The sequence below is a fragment of the Peribacillus sp. QJM3NY_7 genome (assembly GCF_056173225.1).
This window is the reverse complement of sequence record NZ_CM149663.1, coordinates 791,924-816,206: the sequence shown is the minus strand read 5'-3', so window position 1 is coordinate 816,206 and position 24,283 is coordinate 791,924. Positions and strand designations below refer to the sequence as shown.

At 38.2% G+C, this 24,283-nt stretch carries 18 protein-coding genes, 15 tRNA genes and 3 rRNA genes; 3 read left to right on the top strand and 33 right to left on the bottom strand.

Annotated elements, in window-relative coordinates; genetic code table 11:
* Nucleotides 1-42 precede the first annotated feature (42 nt).
* Nucleotides 43-333: a hypothetical protein gene (locus AC0VX1_RS03900; RefSeq protein WP_034305321.1), complete on the top strand. Its 291-nt coding sequence runs from the start codon at nt 43-45 to the stop codon at nt 331-333.
* A 487-nt stretch (nt 334-820) separates the two neighbouring features.
* Here the strand turns inward: AC0VX1_RS03900 and AC0VX1_RS03895 are convergent, their stop codons facing one another.
* Nucleotides 821-1,225: a hypothetical protein gene (locus AC0VX1_RS03895; RefSeq protein ID WP_475469964.1), complete on the bottom strand. Its 405-nt coding sequence runs from the start codon at nt 1,223-1,225 to the stop codon at nt 821-823.
* A 170-nt stretch (nt 1,226-1,395) separates the two neighbouring features.
* On the opposite strand from AC0VX1_RS03895, the gene AC0VX1_RS03890 reads away from it, so the two are divergent.
* Nucleotides 1,396-1,665, top strand: a complete 270-nt coding sequence (locus AC0VX1_RS03890; protein ID WP_475469962.1) for a hypothetical protein — start codon at nt 1,396-1,398, stop codon at nt 1,663-1,665.
* 157 nt (nt 1,666-1,822) lie between these two features.
* Here AC0VX1_RS03890 and AC0VX1_RS03885 read toward each other — a convergent pair whose 3' ends face one another.
* The 31 genes from AC0VX1_RS03885 to AC0VX1_RS03735 form a co-directional block, all read right to left on the bottom strand.
* Entirely contained in the window at nt 1,823-5,464 is a 3,642-nt protein-coding gene (locus AC0VX1_RS03885) for a DEAD/DEAH box helicase (RefSeq protein ID WP_475469961.1), read from the bottom strand.
* On the bottom strand, nt 5,457-6,362 hold the full coding sequence (locus AC0VX1_RS03880) for a hypothetical protein (protein WP_475469959.1): 906 nt from the start codon (nt 6,360-6,362) through the stop codon (nt 5,457-5,459). Before AC0VX1_RS03880 ends, AC0VX1_RS03885 begins: the two co-directional genes overlap by 8 nt.
* 223 nt (nt 6,363-6,585) lie before the next feature.
* A complete protein-coding gene (locus AC0VX1_RS03875) occupies nt 6,586-6,810 on the bottom strand; it encodes a hypothetical protein (protein WP_475469957.1) in 225 nt (74 codons plus the stop codon).
* An 18-nt stretch (nt 6,811-6,828) separates the two neighbouring features.
* Nucleotides 6,829-7,185: a phage tail tube protein gene (locus AC0VX1_RS03870; protein WP_475469955.1), complete on the bottom strand. Its 357-nt coding sequence runs from the start codon at nt 7,183-7,185 to the stop codon at nt 6,829-6,831.
* A 75-nt stretch (nt 7,186-7,260) separates the two neighbouring features.
* Nucleotides 7,261-7,482 carry a hypothetical protein gene (locus AC0VX1_RS03865; protein WP_475469953.1) on the bottom strand — a complete coding sequence of 74 codons (222 nt, stop codon included), beginning with the start codon at nt 7,480-7,482 and terminating at the stop codon, nt 7,261-7,263.
* A gap of 79 nt (nt 7,483-7,561) precedes the next feature.
* Nucleotides 7,562-9,151, bottom strand: coding sequence for a phage major capsid protein (locus tag AC0VX1_RS03860; RefSeq protein ID WP_475469951.1), 1,590 nt, complete (start codon nt 9,149-9,151; stop codon nt 7,562-7,564).
* A 993-nt stretch (nt 9,152-10,144) separates the two neighbouring features.
* Nucleotides 10,145-10,873, bottom strand: a complete 729-nt coding sequence (locus tag AC0VX1_RS03855; RefSeq protein ID WP_475469949.1) for a hypothetical protein — start codon at nt 10,871-10,873, stop codon at nt 10,145-10,147.
* Between the two features lie 533 nt (nt 10,874-11,406).
* Nucleotides 11,407-12,081 (bottom strand): hypothetical protein, encoded by a 675-nt coding sequence (locus tag AC0VX1_RS03850; RefSeq protein ID WP_475469947.1) that lies wholly within the window; start codon nt 12,079-12,081, stop codon nt 11,407-11,409.
* 387 nt (nt 12,082-12,468) lie between these two features.
* Nucleotides 12,469-13,038 carry a hypothetical protein gene (locus tag AC0VX1_RS03845; RefSeq protein ID WP_475469945.1) on the bottom strand — a complete coding sequence of 190 codons (570 nt, stop codon included), beginning with the start codon at nt 13,036-13,038 and terminating at the stop codon, nt 12,469-12,471.
* 293 nt (nt 13,039-13,331) lie between these two features.
* Nucleotides 13,332-13,460 carry a hypothetical protein gene (locus AC0VX1_RS03840; protein WP_475469943.1) on the bottom strand — a complete coding sequence of 43 codons (129 nt, stop codon included), beginning with the start codon at nt 13,458-13,460 and terminating at the stop codon, nt 13,332-13,334.
* A 111-nt stretch (nt 13,461-13,571) separates the two neighbouring features.
* Nucleotides 13,572-14,453 (bottom strand): hypothetical protein, encoded by an 882-nt coding sequence (locus tag AC0VX1_RS03835; protein WP_475469941.1) that lies wholly within the window; start codon nt 14,451-14,453, stop codon nt 13,572-13,574.
* A 170-nt stretch (nt 14,454-14,623) separates the two neighbouring features.
* A complete protein-coding gene (locus tag AC0VX1_RS03830; protein WP_475469939.1) occupies nt 14,624-15,550 on the bottom strand; it encodes a tyrosine-type recombinase/integrase in 927 nt (308 codons plus the stop codon).
* A gap of 120 nt (nt 15,551-15,670) precedes the next feature.
* A tRNA-Leu gene (locus AC0VX1_RS03825) sits at nt 15,671-15,751 on the bottom strand.
* 8 nt (nt 15,752-15,759) lie between these two features.
* Nucleotides 15,760-15,833 (bottom strand) — tRNA-Cys (locus tag AC0VX1_RS03820).
* A 9-nt stretch (nt 15,834-15,842) separates the two neighbouring features.
* A tRNA-Gly gene (locus AC0VX1_RS03815) sits at nt 15,843-15,917 on the bottom strand.
* 3 nt (nt 15,918-15,920) lie between these two features.
* Nucleotides 15,921-15,995 (bottom strand) — tRNA-Gln (locus AC0VX1_RS03810).
* Nucleotides 15,996-16,030: 35 nt separating this feature from the next.
* Nucleotides 16,031-16,106, bottom strand: a tRNA-His gene (locus tag AC0VX1_RS03805).
* 17 nt (nt 16,107-16,123) lie between these two features.
* Nucleotides 16,124-16,197: transfer RNA gene (locus AC0VX1_RS03800), tRNA-Trp, on the bottom strand.
* A gap of 10 nt (nt 16,198-16,207) precedes the next feature.
* Nucleotides 16,208-16,291 (bottom strand) — tRNA-Tyr (locus tag AC0VX1_RS03795).
* A 16-nt stretch (nt 16,292-16,307) separates the two neighbouring features.
* Nucleotides 16,308-16,383, bottom strand: a tRNA-Thr gene (locus AC0VX1_RS03790).
* Between the two features lie 7 nt (nt 16,384-16,390).
* A tRNA-Phe gene (locus tag AC0VX1_RS03785) sits at nt 16,391-16,466 on the bottom strand.
* Between the two features lie 12 nt (nt 16,467-16,478).
* Nucleotides 16,479-16,554 (bottom strand) — tRNA-Asp (locus AC0VX1_RS03780).
* Nucleotides 16,555-16,559: 5 nt separating this feature from the next.
* A tRNA-Met gene (locus AC0VX1_RS03775) sits at nt 16,560-16,633 on the bottom strand.
* Nucleotides 16,634-16,735: 102 nt separating this feature from the next.
* Nucleotides 16,736-16,811: transfer RNA gene (locus tag AC0VX1_RS03770), tRNA-Val, on the bottom strand.
* A gap of 15 nt (nt 16,812-16,826) precedes the next feature.
* Nucleotides 16,827-16,901: transfer RNA gene (locus AC0VX1_RS03765), tRNA-Glu, on the bottom strand.
* A 9-nt stretch (nt 16,902-16,910) separates the two neighbouring features.
* Nucleotides 16,911-17,002, bottom strand: a tRNA-Ser gene (locus AC0VX1_RS03760).
* Nucleotides 17,003-17,007: 5 nt separating this feature from the next.
* A tRNA-Asn gene (locus AC0VX1_RS03755) sits at nt 17,008-17,082 on the bottom strand.
* Between the two features lie 9 nt (nt 17,083-17,091).
* Nucleotides 17,092-17,207, bottom strand: a 5S ribosomal RNA gene (rrf, locus tag AC0VX1_RS03750).
* Between the two features lie 119 nt (nt 17,208-17,326).
* A 23S ribosomal RNA gene (locus AC0VX1_RS03745) occupies nt 17,327-20,259 on the bottom strand.
* A gap of 176 nt (nt 20,260-20,435) precedes the next feature.
* Nucleotides 20,436-21,986, bottom strand: a 16S ribosomal RNA gene (locus AC0VX1_RS03740).
* Together the 16S, 23S and 5S rRNA genes with 15 tRNA genes alongside form the textbook arrangement of a ribosomal RNA operon.
* A 268-nt stretch (nt 21,987-22,254) precedes the next feature.
* A complete protein-coding gene (locus AC0VX1_RS03735) occupies nt 22,255-23,130 on the bottom strand; it encodes a nucleotidyltransferase-like protein (protein WP_475471693.1) in 876 nt (291 codons plus the stop codon).
* 174 nt (nt 23,131-23,304) lie between these two features.
* Here AC0VX1_RS03735 and AC0VX1_RS03730 point away from each other — a divergent pair, with 174 nt between their 5' ends.
* The gene (locus AC0VX1_RS03730) at nt 23,305-23,658 is read left to right on the top strand and encodes a YgzB family protein (RefSeq protein WP_034305326.1); all 354 of its coding nucleotides are present in this window, start codon (nt 23,305-23,307) and stop codon (nt 23,656-23,658) included.
* Nucleotides 23,659-23,754: 96 nt separating this feature from the next.
* Here AC0VX1_RS03730 and perR read toward each other — a convergent pair whose 3' ends face one another.
* Nucleotides 23,755-24,198: a peroxide-responsive transcriptional repressor PerR gene (perR, locus tag AC0VX1_RS03725; protein WP_034305329.1), complete on the bottom strand. Its 444-nt coding sequence runs from the start codon at nt 24,196-24,198 to the stop codon at nt 23,755-23,757.
* Nucleotides 24,199-24,283: the final 85 nt, after the last annotated feature.

Sequence of the window (24,283 nt, the reverse complement as noted above, 5' to 3'; positions counted from 1 at the left end):
TGACTCAGGTGACAGAATATTATGAATAGTGGAGGGGTAATTATGAATAAGATTTTCGTTCCTAACGCAATCGCCACTTTAACAAGGCTTTTCTACAGTTCGACTACAACGAATGAGTATTTAGCTATGAGAACCGCTCAATTCTACATTGAAGACCTGAAGTTACTGCAAGACGTGGAGGCTGTTGCCTTGGCGATCGAAAATCAAAATGCTTTCGCATTAATGTCTAAATTCAAATTATTTGATTATAAGGCTGCTGAAAAAATTGAAATCGCACTCTCCGCTTCTGGCTATACCGAAGCAGACTTGAATGCTATGAATATTGAATTCTAAATCATTTATCAAAGTTAACGAAACGAATGGCAGAGTTAATACTCTTTGACCATTCGTTTTTATTTTTAATCGTAGTAACAAACGTGCTCTTTAATGGAGAATTCATGTATCGTTTTGTAGCTTCAATAGGCGTCTGTCACAGTGTATCACATGATATCCTAATACCCTTAATCACTCCCATGATGTTTGTTTGCTCCTTCGTTTCACTTTTCCTTCATTCTTGAGTGATGGAAAATTATTTGATCTTGTAGTGTCATGAACACAAAAAAGCTTCACACAATTAAGTGTGAAGCTTTTTGTAATAGCAATCCTTCGCTATTGGTGATACCGGTGGCCGGGGTCGAACCGGCACTCCAGAGGAAAACGATTTTGAGTCCCGTAAAAAATTAAAATGCTTATTAAACCTACAGCCCCAACCAATGTCGAACTATGGTATTATTTGTGTTAACACGACTACTGACAATTATGCCTGTGGTCTTCAAAAACGTCAAGTGTAATTTACCTTCTTATTAAACTTTGCTTGCCCAAGCAGCTTATAATATTTTATTAGCTTCGCTTCATATTCTCTTGCCTTTCCAACTTTCCTAAACTCGTCTACAATTTTATAAGTTACTTTACCTTCCGCCATTAGCTGCTTATGTTCCGAGTTTCTTCTATTAGTATATCTCCTGCATCTGTACCATTGCCCGCTACCTACATAAACAACTTCCCCATCAATCCAATGTTCATAAACGATGAACGTGTCTACTTTCCGAAGCTTACTAGGGTTAAGATTGTATTTCTTAATAAGTTGAATTATTTTTTGGTACGAAACTCTATAAAGTTTTGCTATGTCCTCATTTGTCATTTTTTCTATAAGGTGCCTTTCTAGTTCTTCTATAGTTGGCAGCATAAGTAATCACCTCATATTATTTCTATCTTGAGAATTTAATTTGTAAACGAAAGATGTTACAATTTTTTTAGAAAGGAGTTGATCAGGATGAAACTGCTGATGATGAATTTTCAGTAAGTAATTGAGGACATACTATTTTGATCAAACTAAATGAATGGAGGAATTGTTAAATGGAGTCGTACGAACAAGTTATGGAGATTATTAAAAGTATGGGGTCAGAGGACCGATACAAGCTTGTAAAAGATGTAATTAAATTTACCGAAGATCCTGAAGAAAATGAAAGTGAATTTTTAATTGAACTTCTTGAAGAATTTATGAAAGTAAAACAAGATATTGAATACCTTTCAAAGACTATTGGAGTTCATAATTTGTACTTAAATCGAATTAAAAGAGAAATCGGGGAGTTTAATCTTTCTAAAGGTCTATTTCCAAGTGAATAAAAAAATCCTGTACTAATCAGAGTAAGTACAGGACAAATATATAATATTGATTAACTCAACTACTACATAATACTTTTCGAGTAACCATATATAAAATTGATATTTTATAAAATAGAATGTTATTTAAAAATCTAGAATTATCTAAAACTAAATATAATTATCGTTTGGCTAAAACCTTAGAAATGCTTTCATCCAATATAAATTCATTTCTTCTGTCTAACAAATCTAATTGATTAGCAACAATATTCGATTCAGCCATTAAATATCCCCCATATTCCAACCAATAGATCTTATCATCCCTAATAATTGGGAATACCCTCCAAATATTTTTGGAATTTATATCTACTTTTCTAGTAGTTTTAACCTCAATACTGATTTCATCATTCTTCAGTTTAAGTTTATCATTTAAATTTGAGAAAGTTTCCTTAATCCAATTTCTTATGAGTTTTGCATTAAATATATCTTCCTCAAAATCTACTTCATTATAATATTCTTGTGCAAGAATACTTGCTTCCTCTCGAGTAATTGAAATACCACTAGAAAGAAGGAAAGCTACTACAGGATCATAAGTTCCCCAAGTAATTAATTCTTTAATCCAAAAAACAATCCATGGAAGTCCAGTATCTGGCCAGTCATCCAATGATATAAACTTTAATCCGTCATCCTCCTCTACTTTCTCCATTTGCAATGAAATAACTGTTCCTAAACCCCAATTAAACTTATAGTTAAAATTATCATATACAAATTTTATCCATGTAGGGATGTTTTTACTATCAGGCTTTTTTGTGCTCTGATTATGCGAAAGCCACCAGAATAAAACATCTTCCCAATCCGTAGCATTTTTTCCTTTACCAACCTTATTTTTCATTTCGAATTTTTTTAAATTAGAAATTTCATTTACACAAGAAATAATATATTTAATTTTCTTTTCAATAGACCAATTTTTATAGTCAACTCCCGTTTTTAATTGTGTTACTATATTATCGTGCATTTGAAATAGTTGTGAAGCAAATCTTGGTTGCAAGCCCGTCTTATATATTTTACGTCTTTCAGATTTTTTGGGGTAAATATTTTCAACGATAGCTGTACCCCTATTAATATATATATCCTCTAATTCTTCTTTTTTCGTTGTAAAATAAGCATATGTCTTTCTCCAAGTATCTTTTAGTAACTTTTCTAGTTCAACTTTTGAGATATCCTGATTCCTTATATTTTCATATTCTGCTATTGAAGAAATAAGAATAGTATCAAATGTATCCAGGGCTTTTTCTGCCTCAAATTTCGAGTCATTTTCAAAAATGTCGCCATTTTCACTCGGAGCACACGTTTCTAGCCATTTAGTAAATTCCTTAGAAGAAGTTGAATCAGTAATAGTTTGCCATTGATCTTTTATATATATAATTAATTTTGCCACTGGACTTGAAATATCTGTCTTCTCATCAATTATTTCTTCTTTATTATTAGCCAATACTCCGGATAATATTTCCTTATAGTTTTTTCGTGCATATTTTGAACTATAATTAATAGCAGGAGACATTCCTTCTAAAAAAATTAAACTCCTTCCTTCGGTTCCGTTACCTGGTCTACCAGCTCTTCCTACTAGATTACTAAATTCACTAACTGAAATTGTCTTTCCACTTCTGCTAACAACCGGAATTATTACTATATCAAATGGTAAATTTACTCCCTCTGATAGTGTGGAGGAGGCCAATACTACATGAACAATTCTTTTTGAAATAACTTCTATTAGGAGTCTAGAAAGAAGACCTGGCATTTTCCCATAGTGAACCACAATTCCTTTGTGTAATAGTTTATATTCGACTGATTGTTCACCATAATAATCTTTGCATGATTTTAAACATTTATCCCAAAGTTCTTTATTTGCGCCTTGTGTTGGTATTCTAAAAAATGTTGGTAAAGCATCTTCCTCGTATACGTTTTGTAGCACGTCAAGTAAATCGTTCGCATACCCATTAACATGCTGCATAATTGAAATAAGAATGGTATTTTGTTTCTCATATGGTTTTTCTTTAGCTAGTTGCATGGCAGCCCAGAACAGAAATGGTCTCGAGAATTTTGGAAATCCATTATTCTTTCCAGTATACTTTTTGGGTAAATCTTTCATTTCTATTGGGCTAGAAGGAAAGGGCTTAGGAATAAAAGGACTATTCTCTCCCTCCTCGTGTTCACTAAATCTAATTATTGCTCCATTTAGTAAATCATAACGAATACTAAAGTCCCCTGTGTTAAGAAACTCTAATCTTCCGACTAATTGTCTTGTACTTCTATATGGAGTCTGTTCAGCTTCCGATTGATTATTTGTAATCCAATTAGACAAATTTTCAGCGTTATTACCAATTACAGCTGATAGTCCTATTACTGCTCTATTATTGTTATGTAAAAAATCTATTAAACGGTTACTTAAAGATTCTAATCTTAATGAACGATTGTCTCCTGAAACTAACGAGTCAATGTTGTTGTCATATTGTACTGAATGGGCTTCATCAATAATTACTAATGATAAACGATGTAAAAATAGTGGCCCTAGAAATCTTAATAACGCTTCACCTTTTTCATATGTACAAATTAAAACAGTCTTTTCGTCTTGATTTATCCATGCGTCAGTTGGACCCCAATCATTTCCACCATATAAACCAGTAACCTTTATATTTGTATCACTAATCCCCTTTAATACATTACTTATTTTCCATTCTGCCTCAGTTGCTAATGCCCTAGAGGGTACCAAATATAGAATTATAGGTTCACTTGGTGCCAGTGATTCCATTATAGGTAATCGATCAACTACAGTATCAGCTTGAATAGTATTATTTAATTTTACATAGATATTTTTTATTATTGCCAACTCAGCAATAGTAGTTTTTCCCGATCCAGTCGGAGTGCATAAAACAAATGACTTTTCTTCTTTAAGTTTTTTTATACCTCTAAGTTGAGATGGCCATAATAAAACTTTATTCTCTAGAAAACGATTCTTAATATAGGATTCTAATGCAACATTCAAATCTTCATTGTCTTTGTCTTTTAAATCTTCCAAAACAAACCTTAGAGAATTATTTATATAACCTCTAGTAATTTCTGCATATAACTTAGAAAGAATCCAATTGAATGATTGGCTGTCATGAAGAAGTAATTTCGATATATCGTAAAACTTACTAGATGCCAACTGTACTCTTTCCTTAGAATCTCCTATCAGGTAGTTTATTACAATTCCTATAATACTAACAATTTCACGTACAATATATTCATTGAAATCATTTTCATAAAATTCTTTATCAGTATTCCCACTTTTAATATCGTTCGTATTCCAATAATCTTTTAATATCGGTAATAAATTAATAAAATCATTTTTGACAAATAATCTTAAAATTTCAGATTCATATGTGGTAAAGAGTCTTTCACTTAATAAACCATAAGCAAGTGCAGGGTACCCTGCAATCTGATAGGAAGCTGCAGCAAGGAGATGTAATGGATATTCGTAAACATTTATTTTAGGATGAGAAAGCCATTCAAGGATTTCTCCTGCTTTACGAAAAAACTCGTCCCAACCCGTCTTTTCACTTTCTTTTAATTCAAATCCAAGGTAAATAAACCTTATAGATTCATTTAAAAGACTATGAAAGTTATTCTCACTCCAACTTTTTAACCCCTCTTGTTGTAAATTGATTTTTGTATATTGACTATATAGTTTGGCTAGGGTAGGCGGGAATTTCCTCGAGGAGAATTCCTGTTTATACATTTCAACTATATCATCTACATCCATTTTCTCTTCATTATTATCCAATATTAGTCATTTCCTTCCTGTAGAGGTTTTCTACAAGTTCGTTAACATTAGAAAGATGTACTTCAACAGACTCTAAGTTACGATCACCAGTGTATGTTTTGTGAGGTTTTTTACAATCTATCCATGACTCACTATTTATTGGAGCTCTACCACAGACATAACTAACTAGATCATAACGCTCTGTCTGATAATTATTTACATAAAGAGTTGAAATTGCCTTTGCCCACTTTGTTGCATACTCGGTGTCATAGTCATTTAGTATTTCTAAAATCCTTAATAATTCTACTGGTACTGGATTTAAATCACTTATTTGACTATGTGCTTTATTTATTAATGAACTATCATGATCATTAGTACATTTGGCTTCGCAAAACAAGGTTTTTACTATTTCGTTTTTTTCGTTGTCTAAAACAAAGGCTACGCAGTCATCACCTGGCCTTCCGATAGTTGCTTTCTTTTTCATACCCGTTCTTTTGAATGTTTCTAATTGATCGAATGCTGTCTCATGATACCGAAAACTAAAAACAGGTACTTTCCAGTCATTAATACCAAATGGTGAAAAATTTTCGGCTATTATCCCAGCAAAAATTTCACCAAAATATCCTTTTAATGTTGTTAAATTTAGTTCGCTTGGATAACCATATGCTGGATCACTTTCCCCAAGGCTATCAAAGTTAATTTCCAAACTGGGGTCTAAAGACTTAACCAAGACTGACCTCTTATGTCTTTTATAATCTTCATGAGCTTTATCAATTATTTCTTGCAAACTTGAGATAATTTCAGCTCTTAGATCTACAACTTCAGTTAATTTTAAATGATTATATTTTAAACTTTCATTTTCATTCCTATTAGACAATAACCAAGTAACTAATTTATCAACTTTTAAGGTAATATCCATTGTGCCCCCCCAAAGTATTTACATCTTTGGTTCCATATTACTACAATTTCCGTTATTTTCCCTATTTTATTATAGAAAAACTTAAAAACTAAAGTTTAGGACCTTCAACGGAGTTTTGGTCATTTGGTACTGGCAGTAAAAGTGACACTCACCTCGTTATTAAACGTATATTACTGTTTTTATTCTGGAGGGTAGGCGGTACTTCTCATCCTACATAAATTTTTCATTCAAACCATCTTCTAATGAATCCATAAGAGACTTCTCCATTACCCATTGATCTTAAGGATAAATTAACACGATCCAACAGGTTCGTTCGTGTCATACCCTTACCTTTGTTCTTTATCTCATCTAAGTAGTAATCAATTAAGATTGTTGCAGCTGCAAACCTAAACTTATCTTCATCTATGATTCCTCGGACTATTTGTAAATGATTTAGTTTCTCTTTCATTTGATACACTATCCTCTCTTACTTAACTGTTGTTAATTGAGTGCTTAAACCTTGTAATGATATGGACCAAGTGCTTAACTCCTCATATGGAATATCATTGTCGAAGGTAGTTATTGTGCAGTTACCAAAGTGCTTCTCTGCAGATGGTAGGTCGATATATACATCAACGTTATTTCCTTGAACGTACTCTTCTCTTAATGTTGCATATGCCTCATCATCAGTAATGAATGCTTTATTACAGGCTATTGAGAATACTTCTGTATCAGTGCCTTCTACTGAATGACTTAAAGTAGCATTTCGTTGGGCAGCTAATGCTATATTTGTTCCTGCTTTATGGATGTAGACTTTGCATTTTATTCCTGATTTTTTTGCCATTCTTTATTTACCTTCTTTCAATTATAAAAAATAAAAAGAAGCCAGAATTAATCTGACTTCAACAACTTATAATCTTTACTTCGCTAGCAGGTTATGGATCTCTTCTAATTTGCTGTTGTCTCCAACAAACTTAAACTGAGAGCCAGATTTAAAGTTAACAGTTATATTTCCTGCTACTTCATCCAATACTGAATTATCGATATCACTAAGTGGTAATTCGATTTTTTCAATAACACCATTAAAAATTACAAATCTTCCACCAGTTACTTGAATATTACTTTTTCCTTGTACTTCCATTTTAAGTACCTCCTGAAAATTTTATAAGAGCCAGAAGTTAATCTGGTCTCTTAGTTTGTGAAATATTTCACATAAATAATTATGCAACAATTGTTCCTTTAGCAACAGCTTGGTAGTTATGAACTCCACCATTGCAGTACATTTCGGCTGTAAATGCTACTGAACCACGAAGAACATTTTTCGTATCAACAAGATTTTTTACTTCAACATCTTTACTGATTGCTAGAGTATAGCAATTTGCAACATCAGCAAAAATTACGGGAACTTGTCCAATTGTATCGCCAAGTTGAAGTCCATTCGAAACTTCAACTTGATGTCCCCAAAGTGTTGAAAAAACTTTTCCATCAATTCGTTCTGACTTCACTAAGTATGAACCGTCAGCCTCGGTTAGTAATGCGATTTTCTCGAAGAATCCTTCTGAAACATACCATTGAGCATTTGGACGATAGTCAGAATGAACCGCTAAATATAAAGCTCGAAGTGAAGCACTTGTTGGAGCTACTGCAACATTTTTGGATGGAACTAAAACATCTCCAGAAATACCTTTTAGACCTTTTACTCCATCACCAGCTAATACTTCTTCTTCAATTTTTTTAGCAACTCGCTTAACTAACATGTCTTTTGAATGTTGGTCAAGTCCATCAGCTTCATTGATAACTTGTTTCGAGAATGATTGAGAAATACCAACTCGTTTAGCTGACTCTAAGTCATGACTTGTAAGATTTAGAGCGATCTCAGGAATGTCTTCGCCTTCAACAACAAATTTTGCATCTTCTAAAGCTGTTTGATATGGAAGTTTCATTTTGCCGGCTTTCATTTCAACTTTACGAGCTTTAGCTACTACTGATGAAGTCGCTTCCATTAGTTCCGTAATTGGAGATACTGCCTGTCCAATTGCCGATTGGTTATCACTTCCTTGTAGTGTACGTAGCTCTTCAATTTCTTTCTTCAATTCGTTTATCATCCGTGATTCCTCCATTAATTCCTCTAGTGTATTTTCTGCCATATTAATCCTGTTGTCAGATATGTTGGCACCGTTTTTCTTCATGGAACGTAACGCTTCGATGTGTCTCGATTGTTTCGCAATTTCGATGGGTAAATTTCTTTTTACTTCTCGAACTTCTTGTTTTTCTTCAATTTCTGGCATTTCAACTTCTTCTATGAGGTCAATACCACGGGCAGCAATTGTTGATTGAGAATAAGCAGGGTCTTTAACCACGCTTACTTCAAAAAGTTCAAGCTGAGTTATTGTTCGCTCATAAAGGTTAGTCTCAATTAATTTCCAGCTGTCCTTAATAGTTCGGAATCCAAATGACATGTTCCGATGGATACCAGAATTGATCAATTCGTAATAATCTTTTCCCCATGATGTAGGGGTGATTGTTGCTTCCATATACAACCCTTGCTCGTCTTCAGTAAGTTTCAAAGAGTCATTGCGAGTGGATGCCAGGATCAATTTGCTGTTATGTTCCGCAAGGAATTCTATGTCTTTCGTGGCAGATTGAATTGCACTAGAAAAAGCACCTTTCTCAATCTTTTCAACGAACCTTTTAGTAACTCCCAAGACATTGCTCAGTTGACCAGTCTTATTTACATAACCGGAGACCGTTAAGTTTCCGTCTTCATTAGAACGTAGTTCGGAATCTTGAACACGCAGTTCCATTTTCATATTTTCTACTTCCCTTCTAGTTCTCAAAGCATTCAGAAGCTAAATCTTCTAGTATGGAATCTGTGATAAAGTTCCCATAGCAAGTTCGGTCTTCTGCTGTACGAAAAACTTTTCCTTCTGAATTTTCTAAGGTATATATCCGTTCGTTTTTAACCCATCTATATGCATTTTCATCGTTGTTTAAGTTCGACATGATATGTCTCCTTCGAATTGATATTTTGCTTTGAAAGCAAACTTAAAAAAAACGTAAAAAAATAGCCATACCTGTAAAGGTATGACTACTGATTTTCTTCTCGCTCGGATTAGGCAAGGACCGTCATGGCAAGAGTAGAAGGTTAGGCCTGGCGTTCGTACAAAACACCTTAGCTGTATATATATGACCCTTTCGGGCGCATATTTTTTGATTCGCATAATAAACACCATAGGTAATCAACTTAAATTAAATTCGGAGGAACTAATCATGGCAATAAAACCTATGTTGTTTATTATAAGAATCAAATTAAAGTAGGAGGCTGAATGAATAATTAACCTTGCGGAAAAGGAGTTAACTAAACATTCAGCTTTGAATCTTTTTGAATCTAAAAGCCTTACAGAAAACATTTGTCCGATGAGGACAAATCAAAGAAATTGAAGAAAGAGAAGAGGTGCAGGAGAAACACCTCTATATGGATAAATATATAAATCAACCGAGTAGTGTACGTATATTTGGAAATTAATTGCTTTTAAAGCATTTTTTTATCTCCCTAATTCATATATATACGAATGCTAGTTACTAGACACTTTTTCTAAAAGTTTTTCATTATAAAACGTAAATGATATTTGAAAATCCCTCAAAAAAACAAGACATCTTTCGATGCCTTAAATCTTATTGAACTGTCATACTTGTTGCTTCTTTCCACTTATAGACTTTAATGATAGCTCTAATGCATAACTATTCTTTTGATATATAAAGTCTCGAATTACTTTTGGTATAGTATCAGGTATGGTTTAAAATCAATCTACTCTTACAACCATTTCTTCCTCGAACATCATATTTAACTGCTCATTTGAGTATCTTAAGAATGGACCAAAATATTCTCTTGCTTCATCAGTCATATCTTTCTTGCTAACTTTTCTTAAAAAGCCAAAAGCATTGACAGTCTCAAAGCTTGCTTTCTGCTTACAAGTTCTTACTTTATCCATATCAGAGTTGATTGCTTCAACATTTAATTTATCGATCCAGCTGAAGAATTCTCGAGTCCAGAACTTTTTAACGCTTTCCCGTTCAGCATCATCAATCAATTTCCAGACCAATGTCTTTTTATCTACCAAGTAGTAGTCATATTCTTCGGAGACTAAAATGTCTAAAGATTGCAACTTCTTTACGTATCTTGATATTTCTAAAGTTGTTTCATTAGTAATCTCAGAAAGCCTAGATGGTTTGTTTTCTTTAGTAAAGTACAATGCTACCAATATCCTCAACGCTTTTTCCGTGTTTTTCATTGCGACATTCTTTGAACTGAACTCAGAAATCATAGTTTCAAAGGTATCACATAAAACTTTTCCAATCTTCTGAGCTTTATAAGAATGAACAGTATACAGTTTTGTTTTTTTCTCTCTTGACCATTCATAATCTTTTAAGAGACGTTGCTCTGTAACTTTCCGTTTCTTTTTCAAAGTGTTAGGGCTTATTCCTAAAGCTTCAATAAGTTCATTGTCCGTGTAAGTTTTTAGTTCTATCATAATAAAATACCTCCGTTGTTTTTACTCACAAAAGTATTCTATCTGCTCGATTTAAAACGTAAACCAAGAAATTAAACCATTTAAAATAAACCACACTTGATACTATTTATTAATATACAATATCAACGCTGGTTTATTTTCACATTCACTAGCTTAAGAATTTAGAACTTTTATTGCGATCAAGCTTCGCTTGTCGCATGGCAAAGGCTCCGCCTTTGACCATCATATAAATAATAAGAATAGATAGTTAAAGAATGAATTCTGAGACCTTTTGGAGTGGATTAATATATAACTCCATATTGATATTTTAGATTCAACACGGGTCAATCTGGAGCTTCTGAGGATAGGTATGAGGATTGACTAAAGATATATAAAATGAGAATTTTATTTAACTTGAACAAGGCATTTTGTAATACAGAATAGCCTCACTCTTATTTTCGTTGAAACTGCTTTTCATAATTCAAAAAACCGATACTAAGTCTTAGTGTCGGTTTAAAACGGTAGACTTTATATAAAGTTAACATTTAACCTCGTTATTTATTAAAAACTTTAAATGCACTATTAATAAACGAGGAATCAAATAACAGTTTGTGTGGATGTTGCCCTTTTTTAATTTCAATTCTCATGAAGTTTGCTTCAACAAGAAAAGTATACATTGCTTTTTCAACTGAGAACAATAAAATGTTTTCATCAATAACATGATTCGGTTCAATTAATATACCTTGGATTTCTTTTTGTTTTTTTGCTAATAGTTGTGATAAACGATGATTTCCGTCAATGACAAGATAGTTGGAATTTTCCATTGGATACCACACTAAATAAATCGGCTGGGTTAATGGTTTGGTAGGGGAATCCGTTGTTTGCGTCCATGCAATTTCCTCGCGAAAATCTTTGTATTTGAACTTTGACGTTTTTGGCTTCTTTCTATCAACAAAGTCGTCAGCAATATTAATAATAAAATTGAATTTAAACGTGATATTGCCGAAATGTAAATCTTGTTGAAATACTTCAAAAGCATATATCCCTTTTTCTAATAAATTATCTATTTGTTTTTGAGTATCAACTTCAGCATTTTTTAATACTCTGATCCACCCATCTAACCATTTTTCAAAGTATTCGAAGTTAAGTTTATAATTTTGATTTAGATAAAGGTGAAGATCATCAAAATCTACTTCATAGCGTTGTACATGTGGATAATCGAAAGGCATACGTTTCCCTCCTAAATAATATTTTCCTAAATATTCTAACGTATGTTCATTCTACCATTTGTTATAAAAAGAGCAACCAGATTCTAACAACTTCAACTATAGGGGCGCTAATTGAATAAACTGAAAAAGGACCTAGGTGGTCCTTTTCTTTTGTTTAATAAAATATTGATTTTATTATATTTTTTATGCAAGAATTGCGTGGAATAAAAAAGACAGACTCCTAGAAATCCTGTAAAATCAGCGATGCACAAAATCCTGTATATCCATTAAAATAGGGCAGTCTCAAAAGACTGACCTATTGATGGTTAAAGCTTATCAACTTCCCGGAACTGTATTTATGTAAAGTGGTTACTGTATGTTTATTCATATAGTGAATAAGACTTATAATTAAACCATATCAAATTTAAGCTCACCCGTTAATCCAGTTACAAAATTCAGTTTTCCAAAAATCCCTTTTTCTTTTACGGAATCAACAGCTTTATCAAACACAATTGTTGATATATTACTTTGAGTAGTTGCTCCCAATATTATATACTGCTTAAAATTCGGTAGCCTATGCGATGAAGCATGATTCTTAAGTTGTTTTTTCAATTCTAAGAAAGGTACCCTTGCATCTCTAATTGTGACAGCAGCAAGTAGTTCCATTTTTGTAAGGAAGTTAGAATCATATCCTTCTTCAATAAGGTCCTTCCTAAAATTTTCGATAGACCTGTTCATTATTTTATGTTCTTCTTTTGATAGAGATTTTTCAAATGCTGTAAATGGTGTAACGGCTCTTCTTTTTAATGCTAATTCTGCGTCTTTTTCCGATATCCAATCAGTTCGTTTTGCTCTTCTCATCATTGTTTTCATGTAATGTTCTTTATTTTCAAATATACAATGAGTTTCAGGATGTTCTTCCCATTGTATCTCAGCACATAATTGTGCTAGTTCTAAGTTTGCTTTTTTGTTTGTCATTTTAATCACCTCGTATTTGATACTAAGCTTATATCTGGAGTTGGACGAAGTGTAAACCAAAAATGAAAAATAATTTTTAAAAAAAGATGAAACTGTATGGGCCTACGTTGCACTGAGTAATATAAACCTCTTACTCGACAAAGTAATTTGCCTTCACGGGCTCCTCACAAACACTGATTTAATCACTTTTAAGTCTATTTAATGTCATATCTAAATTTATTTCTACCTAGTCAATTTTTTCTTCTAACTTATCGAACCTGTTATTCATTTCTTCTCGGAGTTCGTTCAGAGCTTCAATAATCAATTTCGACATTCTCCTGAATTCCTTTGTTGTAGTAGAAGTCATACATTTCATTAAGAAGCTTCCATCTTTCTGTATCTTCCATGTTCTCGATCAACTTTAATATTTGTTCAGCATTCATATGGCTTTCCTCCCTATATTTTCCCCGTACGAATTTTATTCATGGTTATATATAAATATATTAATTAAAATTTTAAAATTCAATACGGGTTAATTACGGGCTTCTGAGGGCTTATTCTAGCCAATTATATAAGAGAGGATTTGGAATACTCATATTATGATTACTATTAAGCTCTCTCATGACTTCTTGATAATCGGAAAATTCCTCAGAATGTTTATAATCATTATGGTCAATAATTCTTTCCAAACATTTGTATGCAAATCCTTTTATCTTGTGTTCTGAAACATTTACGTATCGTCCACTTTCTATTGTATCATTAACAAATTTTTCAATTAAGGTATTCCATTGCTTTTTCGAATATCTTCCAACTGAAAATTTTGTATAGAACTCATTACAGGAATTCGTTAATACAGCTCTAAATAGTTCAGGTCTTAAAGGTTCCTTGTAATTACAATTGAAATTATAATTTATTTCTTTATCTTGTTCTTTTTTATTTATATCTTTATATGCCTGGCTAAAAGGTAAAGGCTTGCTTTGCCCTTTGGTACTTGCTTGCTTTTCCCTTTTGTCAATCCTAAATTTATCCTTGGGAGCCCCTAGATCAATGGTTTCCTGTATATTTTCTTTATTCAGCTTTTCCCTTTTGTCAGAACTCACATCTTTAAACTGTTCCATTATTTTATTAGTAATATGGAAGTATTTCCTTGCTGGAGATCCCATAATTACAGTTTTAATGTAACTAGCTTCTTCTAAGTCCTTAATAGCTTTTACTTGCTGCTTATAAGATAGAGCTGTCTCTTCCTGTATAGTATCACTCGTTAAATAAAAGTAATTCTCTCCTTTGTATGTAGACAGCATATTTTTACTTCCAAAGCTTTCGTAACTGGAGCATAACTGACCAAATATAATTGCACCGTTCACAGATACTTCATGAGCTAGTTCTTTATTGAACATAACAAACGCATTGCCACCAAGTATGGATAATAAATTCATGTTTTTTTCCCCTTTTGACACAGAAAAAGAAACTTGCTAAAATTTAATTAGAAGTTAATTCTTCTGTTTTTTGTGTAGAGATGGTAGAGCCGCCAAACTCATTCGCCATCTCTTTTATTATTATAATATACCGAACACCAGTTCGTAAAATATAAGTTGGGATATATTACCTATATTTTTAATCCTTTTAACGCTCCGTGCAACTTATGCTTTTGCTCCAGATCCTGTCCCCATAAATTCACATACCGTTTAGTAACAGTGATATCTGTATGACCAAGTAAATGCATTAAAGAGAATGCATCCACACCTGAAACAATCATCCTCTTAGCCATCGTATGTCTAAATGTATGAGGACTAACTCGCTTATTTATCATTGCTTCCTTCCCATACTTAGTAAGCCTAGTTTGAATGCTATGTCGATTTAATTCTTTATTATCCTGGCTTATAAACAGTTTGGTCGTCTCAACGTCTCCTCTTATCTTTATATATCTGCTTAGCTGCTCTTGTGTCGTTTCAGATAAGTAAACCGTTCTTTCAAAGAGATTCTTTGTTCTTCTAATAATGATAATGTTCCCTCTAACATCATCTACTTCAATGCCTACAAGTTCAGACAATCTGACTCCAGTATCTAGGAAAACAAGTATGATTACTTCATCTCTAAAGGATATAAACGTTTTTTCTTTTCTAATTGTCCTTATAAGTTTCTCAATTTCTTTATTGTCTAAAGTTTCAATTGTCTTTTGTCTATCCCTTAATAACTTGATGTTTTTCATTGGGCTCTTATCGATAAGTTTGTTCTTACATAAAAAGTTATAGAATGCTCTTAGAGCTCTCAATCGGGTATTAATAGTAGTAACTTTCATTAGTTCCTTACTCTTGAGAATTAAGCTTTCTACGTCCTTTTCTACCCATTCAACGAGCTGCTTATTAATAATCTTCTTTGCTCCATGAAATTCATTTTTGTAGTATTCAATCGTCGCTGGTCTTAAGTTTCTTAAATAGCAGTCCTTAAAAAAGGCTTCATATGCTTCTTCATCTGAAATCTTCTTCTTAATAATTCTTAGTTCATCTTCTGTTAATTCTTTACGTCTTCTCATTACGACCTCCTACGCACACGATTCGCCGCACACGATTCTGGATTATTTTTGTCGTATTAAAGACAAAGAAAAAAGGCCCCAACATTTAAGTTGAGACCTTGATTCTATAAGCATTTTTGATACCGGTGGCCGGGGTCGAACCGGCACTCCAGAGGAACACGATTTTGAGTCGTGCGCGTCTGCCAATTCCGCCACACCGGCATGTATGTTGGAGGCGGCAACCGGAATCGAACCGGTGGTAAAGGTTTTGCAGACCTCTGCCTTACCGCTTGGCTATGCCGCCAACGTTTTTTGGAGCGAAAGACGGGATTCGAACCCGCGACCCCAACCTTGGCAAGGTTGTATTCTACCACTGAACTACTTTCGCATATGGCTGGGCTAGAAGGGATCGAACCTTCGCATGACGGAATCAAAATCCGTTGCCTTACCGCTTGGCTATAGCCCATTAACGTTGTAATCATTATATCATATTTTTTAAAATGGGGCGACTGATGGGAATCGAACCCACGAATGCCTGAACCACAATCAGGTGCGTTAACCACTTCGCCACAATCGCCATTATAGAATTTAAATTGGCAGGGGTAGTAGGACTCGAACCCACACTGGAGGTTTTGGAGACCTCTGTTCTACCTTTAAACTATACCCCTGTAATAAAAATGGTGGAGGGGGGCAGATTCGAACTGCCGAACCCGAAGGAGCGGATTTACAGTCCGCCGCGTTTAGCCACTTCGCTACCCCTCCGCATATAGATGAAACATGGTGCCGGCAAGAGGACTTGAACCCCCAACCTACTGATTACAAGTCAGTTGCTCTACCAGTTGAGCTACACCGGCACTACTATGGTGGCTCAGGACGGAATCGAACCGCCGACACAAGGATTTTCAGTCCTTTGCTCTACCGACTGAGCTACTGAGCCAAACAATAAAAATGGCGGTCCCGACGGGAATCGAACCCGCGATCTCCTGCGTGACAGGCAGGCATGTTAACCGCTACACCACGGGACCATAGATTGCGGGGACAGGATTTGAACCTGCGACCTTCGGGTTATGAGCCCGACGAGCTACCGGACTGCTCCACCCCGCGACGGTAATAATGTTGCTATTATACATCAAGTTTTCGTGTTAAGCGTTTCAATGGGCTGAATAATCAATCCTTTATGCAGAAACAACCTGATCTTATTGAAAATGGTGGAGGATGACGGGATCGAACCGCCGACCCTCTGCTTGTAAGGCAGATGCTCTCCCAGCTGAGCTAATCCTCCAAAATGTTGTCTAAATGGTGACCCGTACGGGATTCGAACCCGTGTTACCGCCGTGAAAGGGCGGTGTCTTAACCGCTTGACCAACGGGCCAGGTATAAATGGCGGAGAGCAAGGGATTTGAACCCTTGAGACAGGGTTACCCGTCTACACGATTTCCAATCGTGCTCCTTCGGCCACTCGGACAGCTCTCCAATAATGGCTCCGCAGGTAGGACTCGAACCTACGACCGTTCGGTTAACAGCCGAATGCTCTACCACTGAGCTACTGCGGAACAATATAAGCTTGGCGACGTCCTACTCTCACAGGGGGAAACCCCCAACTACCATCGGCGCTGAAGAGCTTAACTGCCGTGTTCGGAATGGGAACGGGTGTGACCTCTTCGCTATCGTCACCAAACAATGTTAACATTTTTTCAAGACATATATTATTATAACGTCTTTTTGAGAAAATGCAAGAAGAAATTTTCATTCCTTCAAAACTAGATAATAAGAAGGTATTTCATTTTTTTAAAAGCGTTGGTTAAGTCCTCGATCTATTAGTATCAGTCAGCTCCACATGTCACCATGCTTCCACCTCTGACCTATCAACCTGATCATCTTTCAGGGATCTTACTAGCTTGCGCCATGGGAAATCTCATCTTGAGGGGGGCTTCATGCTTAGATGCTTTCAGCACTTATCCCGTCCGCACGTAGCTACCCAGCTATGCCTTTGGCAAGACAACTGGTACACCAGCGGTGCGTCCATCCCGGTCCTCTCGTACTAAGGACAGCTCCTCTCAAATTTCCTGCGCCCGCGACGGATAGGGACCGAACTGTCTCACGACGTTCTGAACCCAGCTCGCGTACCGCTTTAATGGGCGAACAGCCCAACCCTTGGGACCGACTACAGCCCCAGGATGCGATGAGCCGACATCGAGGTGCCAAACCTCCCCGTCGATGTGGACTCTTGGGGGAGATAAGCCTGTTATCCCCGGGGTAGCTTTTATCCGTTGAGCGATGGCCCTTCCATGCGGAACCACCGGATCACTAAGCCCGACTTTCGTCCCTGCTCGACTTGTAGGTCTCGCAGTCAAGCTCCCTTGTGCCTTTACACTCTACGAATGATTTCCAACCATTCTGAGGGAACCTTTGGGCGCCTCCGTTACTCTTTAGGAGGCGACCGCCCCAGTCAAACTGCCCACCTGACACTGTCTCCCACCCCGATAAGGGGCGCGGGTTAGAATTTCAATACAGCCAGGGTAGTATCCCACCAACGCCTCCACCGAAGCTGGCGCTCCGGCTTCTCAGGCTCCTACCTATCCTGTACAAGCTGTACCAAAATTCAATATCAGGCTGCAGTAAAGCTCCACGGGGTCTTTCCGTCCTGTCGCGGGTAACCTGCATCTTCACAGGTACTATAATTTCACCGAGTCTCTCGTTGAGACAGTGCCCAGATCGTTACACCTTTCGTGCGGGTCGGAACTTACCCGACAAGGAATTTCGCTACCTTAGGACCGTTATAGTTACGGCCGCCGTTTACTGGGGCTTCGGTTCAAAGCTTCGCTTGCGCTAACCTCTCCCCTTAACCTTCCAGCACCGGGCAGGTGTCAGCCCCTATACTTCGCCTTGCGGCTTCGCAGAGACCTGTGTTTTTGCTAAACAGTCGCCTGGGCCTATTCACTGCGGCTTTTCTGGGCTATTCACCCTAAAAAGCACCCCTTCTCCCGAAGTTACGGGGTCATTTTGCCGAGTTCCTTAACGAGAGTTCTCTCGCACACCTTAGGATTCTCTCCTCGCCTACCTGTGTCGGTTTGCGGTACGGGCACCTTACATCTCACTAGAGGCTTTTCTTGGCAGCGTGGAATCAGGAACTTCGGTACTAAATTTCCCTCGCCATCACAGCTCCGCCTTAATGGAAACGGGATTTGCCTCGTTTCCGGCCTAACTGCTTGGACGCGCATATCCAACAGCGCGCTTACCCTATCCTTCTGCGTCCCCCCATCGTTCAAACGATGTATAGGTGGTACAGGAATATCAACCTGTTGTCCATCGCCTACGCCTTTCGGCCTCGGCTTAGGTCCCGACTAACCCTGAGCGGACGAGCCTTCCTCAGGAAACCTTAGGCATTCGGTGGAAGGGATTCTCACCCTTCTTTCGCTACTCATACCGGCATTCTCACTTCTAAGCGCTCCACCAGTCCTTCCGGTCTGACTTCAACGCCCTTAGAACGCTCTCCTACCATTGACACCATACGGTGTCAATCCACAGCTTCGGTGATACGTTTAGCCCCGGTACATTTTCGGCGCGGAGTCACTCGACCAGTGAGCTATTACGCACTCTTTAAATGGTGGCTGCTTCTAAGCCAACATCCTGGTTGTCTAAGCAACTCCACATCCTTTTCCACTTAACGTATACTTTGGGACCTTAGCTGGTGGTCTGGGCTGTTTCCCTTTCGACTACGGATCTTATCACTCGCAGTCTGACTCCCAAGAATAAGTATTTGGCATTCGGAGTTTGACTGAATTCGGTAACCCGTTGGGGGCCCCTAGTCCAATCAGTGCTCTACCTCCAATACTCTCATCTTGAGGCTAGCCCTAAAGCTATTTCGGAGAGAACCAGCTATCTCCAGGTTCGATTGGAATTTCTCCGCTACCCACACCTCATCCCCGCACTTTTCAACGTGCGTGGGTTCGGGCCTCCATTCAGTGTTACCTGAACTTCACCCTGGACATGGGTAGATCACCTGGTTTCGGGTCTACGACCTCATACTCATTCGCCCTATTCAGACTCGCTTTCGCTGCGGCTCCGTCTCATCAACTTAACCTCGCATGAAATCGTAACTCGCCGGTTCATTCTACAAAAGGCACGCCATTACCCATTAACGGGCTTTGACTACTTGTAGGCACACGGTTTCAGGATCTATTTCACTCCCCTTCCGGGGTGCTTTTCACCTTTCCCTCACGGTACTGGTTCACTATCGGTCACTAGGGAGTATTTAGCCTTGGGAGATGGTCCTCCCTGCTTCCGACGGGATTTCTCGTGTCCCGCCGTACTCAGGATCCACTCAGGAGGGAACGAAGTTTCAACTACAGGGTTTTTACCTTCTTCGACGGACCTTTCCAGGTCGCTTCATTTACCCCGTTCCTTTGTAACTCCATGTTGAGTGTCCTACAACCCCAAGAGGCAAGCCTCTTGGTTTGGGCTAATTCCGTTTCGCTCGCCGCTACTCAGGAAATCGCGTTTGCTTTCTCTTCCTCCGGGTACTTAGATGTTTCAGTTCCCCGGGTCTGCCTTCAGTACCCTATGTATTCAGGTAAAGATACTGTTCCATTACGAACAGTGGGTTTCCCCATTCGGAAATCTCCGGATCAAAGCTTACTTACAGCTCCCCGAAGCATATCGGTGTTAGTCCCGTCCTTCATCGGCTCCTAGTGCCAAGGCATCCACCGTGCGCCCTTTCTAACTTAACCGTTAAAAAAGATCTTACAGATGCTTTGAAAAAAATTAATTGCCTTCTATCTATTATCTAGTTTTCAAGGAACAAAGCAGAAAGAATCCATCACATCGTGATGTTTGTCTTTCCTATTTGAATGAATTACTCATTCAAAACTGAACAAAACAAAAGCGCTCTCGTAATTATCCTTAGAAAGGAGGTGATCCAGCCGCACCTTCCGATACGGCTACCTTGTTACGACTTCACCCCAATCATCTGTCCCACCTTAGGCGGCTGGCTCCATGAAGGTTACCTCACCGACTTCGGGTGTTACAAACTCTCGTGGTGTGACGGGCGGTGTGTACAAGGCCCGGGAACGTATTCACCGCGGCATGCTGATCCGCGATTACTAGCGATTCCGGCTTCATGCAGGCGAGTTGCAGCCTGCAATCCGAACTGAGAATGGCTTTATGGGATTCGCTTACCTTCGCAGGTTTGCAGCCCTTTGTACCATCCATTGTAGCACGTGTGTAGCCCAGGTCATAAGGGGCATGATGATTTGACGTCATCCCCACCTTCCTCCGGTTTGTCACCGGCAGTCACCTTAGAGTGCCCAACTGAATGCTGGCAACTAAGATCAAGGGTTGCGCTCGTTGCGGGACTTAACCCAACATCTCACGACACGAGCTGACGACAACCATGCACCACCTGTCACTCTGTCCCCCGAAGGGGAAAGCCCTATCTCTAGGGTTGTCAGAGGATGTCAAGACCTGGTAAGGTTCTTCGCGTTGCTTCGAATTAAACCACATGCTCCACCGCTTGTGCGGGCCCCCGTCAATTCCTTTGAGTTTCAGCCTTGCGGCCGTACTCCCCAGGCGGAGTGCTTAATGCGTTAGCTGCAGCACTAAAGGGCGGAAACCCTCTAACACTTAGCACTCATCGTTTACGGCGTGGACTACCAGGGTATCTAATCCTGTTTGCTCCCCACGCTTTCGCGCCTCAGTGTCAGTTACAGACCAGAAAGTCGCCTTCGCCACTGGTGTTCCTCCAAATCTCTACGCATTTCACCGCTACACTTGGAATTCCACTTTCCTCTTCTGCACTCAAGTTCCCCAGTTTCCAATGACCCTCCACGGTTGAGCCGTGGGCTTTCACATCAGACTTAAGGAACCACCTGCGCGCGCTTTACGCCCAATAATTCCGGACAACGCTTGCCACCTACGTATTACCGCGGCTGCTGGCACGTAGTTAGCCGTGGCTTTCTGGTTAGGTACCGTCAAGGTACCAGCAGTTACTCTGGTACTTGTTCTTCCCTAACAACAGAACTTTACGACCCGAAGGCCTTCTTCGTTCACGCGGCGTTGCTCCGTCAGACTTTCGTCCATTGCGGAAGATTCCCTACTGCTGCCTCCCGTAGGAGTCTGGGCCGTGTCTCAGTCCCAGTGTGGCCGATCACCCTCTCAGGTCGGCTACGCATCGTCGCCTTGGTGAGCCATTACCTCACCAACTAGCTAATGCGCCGCGGGCCCATCTATAAGTGACAGCGTAAACCGTCTTTCCATCTTCTCTCATGCGAGAAAAGAACGTATCCGGTATTAGCTCCGGTTTCCCGAAGTTATCCCAGTCTTATAGGCAGGTTGCCCACGTGTTACTCACCCGTCCGCCGCTAATCTCAGGGAGCAAGCTCCCATCGATTCGCTCGACTTGCATGTATTAGGCACGCCGCCAGCGTTCGTCCTGAGCCAGGATCAAACTCTCCGAAGAAATGTTTGACTTGCTCATTTGCTTTTTTGATAGTGTGTGCTCACTTAAAATTTAACGTTGGCGCTTTGTTTTGTTCAGTTTTCAAAGAGCAATTTCGATGTCGTCTACTTCGTAAGCGACTTTTACATCTTATCATGTTTTCAACTCTGTTGTCAACATGTTTTTTTATTTTTTTGTTTTGATGAAGCTGCGAAAGCTGATGTCCCGCAGCGACATGTATTAATATAACACCTATATTATTATTGGTCAACAATAAAAATGCATTTTTTTAAAAGTTTTTTGATACACGATAAAACCGATGATATACCTCGTGCCCTTTTGTCTCCACTTTGATGACATCGATTACCTTCTTCTCTATCAAATATTCCAATAAAACGCCTAGGTCTACTGAATAAAACTTAACTTCCGGATGATCCATAAGCTCTGCAATCGTCCACGGATCTTCTTTCATTCCCATTATTTCGACCAAATGCTGTGAACCTGCATTCGTCCTCGAATATATAAGAAATTCGCTCGCAAGGAATAAAAGCTCCAATCTTTTTTCGAGCGTTTCCTCACTGCTGATCAATTCTTTATACAGCTTGTAAATTTCAGGTTCCATATGCTTCACTTGGTTCCAGACAGTAACCTCCGGATAAAAGCCCTGTTCTATTATCTCCAAACGGGCCAAATGATGCAGGGAATGAACGATATGATTGTATGCCTCAAGATGATGGCCTTTTTCAAAGAAGCTTTTCCCATCCATGTACCTGCGAATTAACTTCGCGAACTCCATCCCCATCTTTAACTTCCTTCCATAGAAGGGGAACTCCCGGATTTCGGTTTTCAAACGGTCCAGATATTCGTTCCGGTCAAAAAGGACCTTCCCATTATATATCCAGTCAACCACTTTACGGTTCGTGCCTAATAGGAGCCATTCTTTTAATTGGTCTTCCTTTACGATATGCAGGGCCGCCTTTTTATCCTGGTATGTGTAGTGTTTTAAAAACACGGCCTCTTCTGCTTCGTCTGCAATTACAAAAAGGATGTAGTCAAACGTATCGGTAATCGGGCTATTATCATCTCTTTTTTCTACTAACAAGATTCCAAGTGTAGATTTTAAACTTGCTCGCTCTTGATAAATCGGGCGAAGGATATCTTCCATCATAAATTCCTCCAAAACCTTTTTTTTAGATTTTCGGCAAAACTCTTCAAATTCCTGCTTAGTTCCCTTACCCCAAACCATTTCAATTCAAAAGTAATATGTATCCTTTATTTCTTTTTTGTTCCATCCATTGTTTATGTTATAGTTAAAGTTATATTTTAGGAGGGACAATCCATGGCTAAATATTCTAGCAAAATCAATAAAATACGCACTTTTGCTTTGAGTTTGATTTTCATTGGCTTTATCGTAATGTACCTTGGGCTTTTCTTCAAAACACATCCTGTTGTCATGACGATTTTCATGGGGCTGGGCCTTTTATTCATAATCGCAAGCACAGGGGTTTATTTCTGGATTGGAATGCTTTCTACAAAATCGATCCAGGTTGTCTGCCCTAACTGCAGCAAACCTACAAAAATACTAGGACGTGTAGACATTTGCATGCATTGTGAAGAACCATTGACACTTGACAAAAAGTTGGAAGGCGAAGAATTCAATGAAAAATATAACCGGAAAAGCCTGCATGATTAAGTCGATTAGCTGAATTCCCTTTCACGAAGGCTTTAACAATTGTATCATTTCTTCATAAACATGAAAAAAAGTTCCAACCAAGTGGAGGAACTTTTTTTAATGCGATTCTTTTTTCGCACAATCCATACAGTCGCCGTAGATTTCCATCCGATGGTGACTAACATTGAAACCAGTGACTTGTGCTGCGAAATGCTCGACTTCATCCAATGCAGGATAATCGAAGTCCACAATTTTCCCGCAAGTTTGGCAAATTACATGATAATGATTCGTCGTCACAAAATCAAACCTTGCCGAAGAATCCCCATACGTAAGTTCTTTTACCAAACCTACCTCACGGAACACACGCAGGTTGTTATAAACCGTTGCCACACTCATATTCGGAAACTTGCCTTCCAGCGCTTTATATATATCATCAGCGGTAGGGTGGGACATGCAGCTTATCAAATACTCAAGTATTGCATGGCGTTGAGGAGTTATTCTTACACCGGTATCTTTTAAGGAATCCAACGCTTCTTTTAACTGAACTTCAGACACCGTCATCCACCTCTTTTTCTTATTAAGTATGCATTCTTAAATTATAATGTTTATAAATAGTGTACCTTTTATACGTTGAATTTGTCAATAA

What these genes read in the sequence shown, in the direction of transcription:
- AC0VX1_RS03900 (WP_034305321.1), top strand. Translation starts at nt 43, where the DNA reads ATGAATAAGATTTTCGTTCCTAACGCAATCGCCACTTTAACAAGGCTT.
- AC0VX1_RS03835 (WP_475469941.1), bottom strand. Translation starts at nt 14,453, where the DNA reads ATGAATTTATTATCCATACTTGGTGGCAATGCGTTTGTTATGTTCAAT.
- AC0VX1_RS03895 (WP_475469964.1), bottom strand. Translation starts at nt 1,225, where the DNA reads ATGCTGCCAACTATAGAAGAACTAGAAAGGCACCTTATAGAAAAAATG.
- AC0VX1_RS03855 (WP_475469949.1), bottom strand. Translation starts at nt 10,873, where the DNA reads ATGATAGAACTAAAAACTTACACGGACAATGAACTTATTGAAGCTTTA.
- AC0VX1_RS03730 (WP_034305326.1), top strand. Translation starts at nt 23,305, where the DNA reads ATGGCTAAATATTCTAGCAAAATCAATAAAATACGCACTTTTGCTTTG.
- AC0VX1_RS03875 (WP_475469957.1), bottom strand. Translation starts at nt 6,810, where the DNA reads ATGAAAGAGAAACTAAATCATTTACAAATAGTCCGAGGAATCATAGAT.
- AC0VX1_RS03830 (WP_475469939.1), bottom strand. Translation starts at nt 15,550, where the DNA reads ATGAGAAGACGTAAAGAATTAACAGAAGATGAACTAAGAATTATTAAG.
- AC0VX1_RS03865 (WP_475469953.1), bottom strand. Translation starts at nt 7,482, where the DNA reads ATGGAAGTACAAGGAAAAAGTAATATTCAAGTAACTGGTGGAAGATTT.
- perR (WP_034305329.1), bottom strand. Translation starts at nt 24,198, where the DNA reads ATGACGGTGTCTGAAGTTCAGTTAAAAGAAGCGTTGGATTCCTTAAAA.
- AC0VX1_RS03840 (WP_475469943.1), bottom strand. Translation starts at nt 13,460, where the DNA reads ATGAATGCTGAACAAATATTAAAGTTGATCGAGAACATGGAAGATACA.
- AC0VX1_RS03870 (WP_475469955.1), bottom strand. Translation starts at nt 7,185, where the DNA reads ATGGCAAAAAAATCAGGAATAAAATGCAAAGTCTACATCCATAAAGCA.
- AC0VX1_RS03735 (WP_475471693.1), bottom strand. Translation starts at nt 23,130, where the DNA reads ATGGAAGATATCCTTCGCCCGATTTATCAAGAGCGAGCAAGTTTAAAA.
- AC0VX1_RS03890 (WP_475469962.1), top strand. Translation starts at nt 1,396, where the DNA reads ATGGAGTCGTACGAACAAGTTATGGAGATTATTAAAAGTATGGGGTCA.
- AC0VX1_RS03880 (WP_475469959.1), bottom strand. Translation starts at nt 6,362, where the DNA reads ATGGATATTACCTTAAAAGTTGATAAATTAGTTACTTGGTTATTGTCT.
- AC0VX1_RS03845 (WP_475469945.1), bottom strand. Translation starts at nt 13,038, where the DNA reads ATGACAAACAAAAAAGCAAACTTAGAACTAGCACAATTATGTGCTGAG.
- AC0VX1_RS03860 (WP_475469951.1), bottom strand. Translation starts at nt 9,151, where the DNA reads ATGAAAATGGAACTGCGTGTTCAAGATTCCGAACTACGTTCTAATGAA.
- AC0VX1_RS03850 (WP_475469947.1), bottom strand. Translation starts at nt 12,081, where the DNA reads ATGCCTTTCGATTATCCACATGTACAACGCTATGAAGTAGATTTTGAT.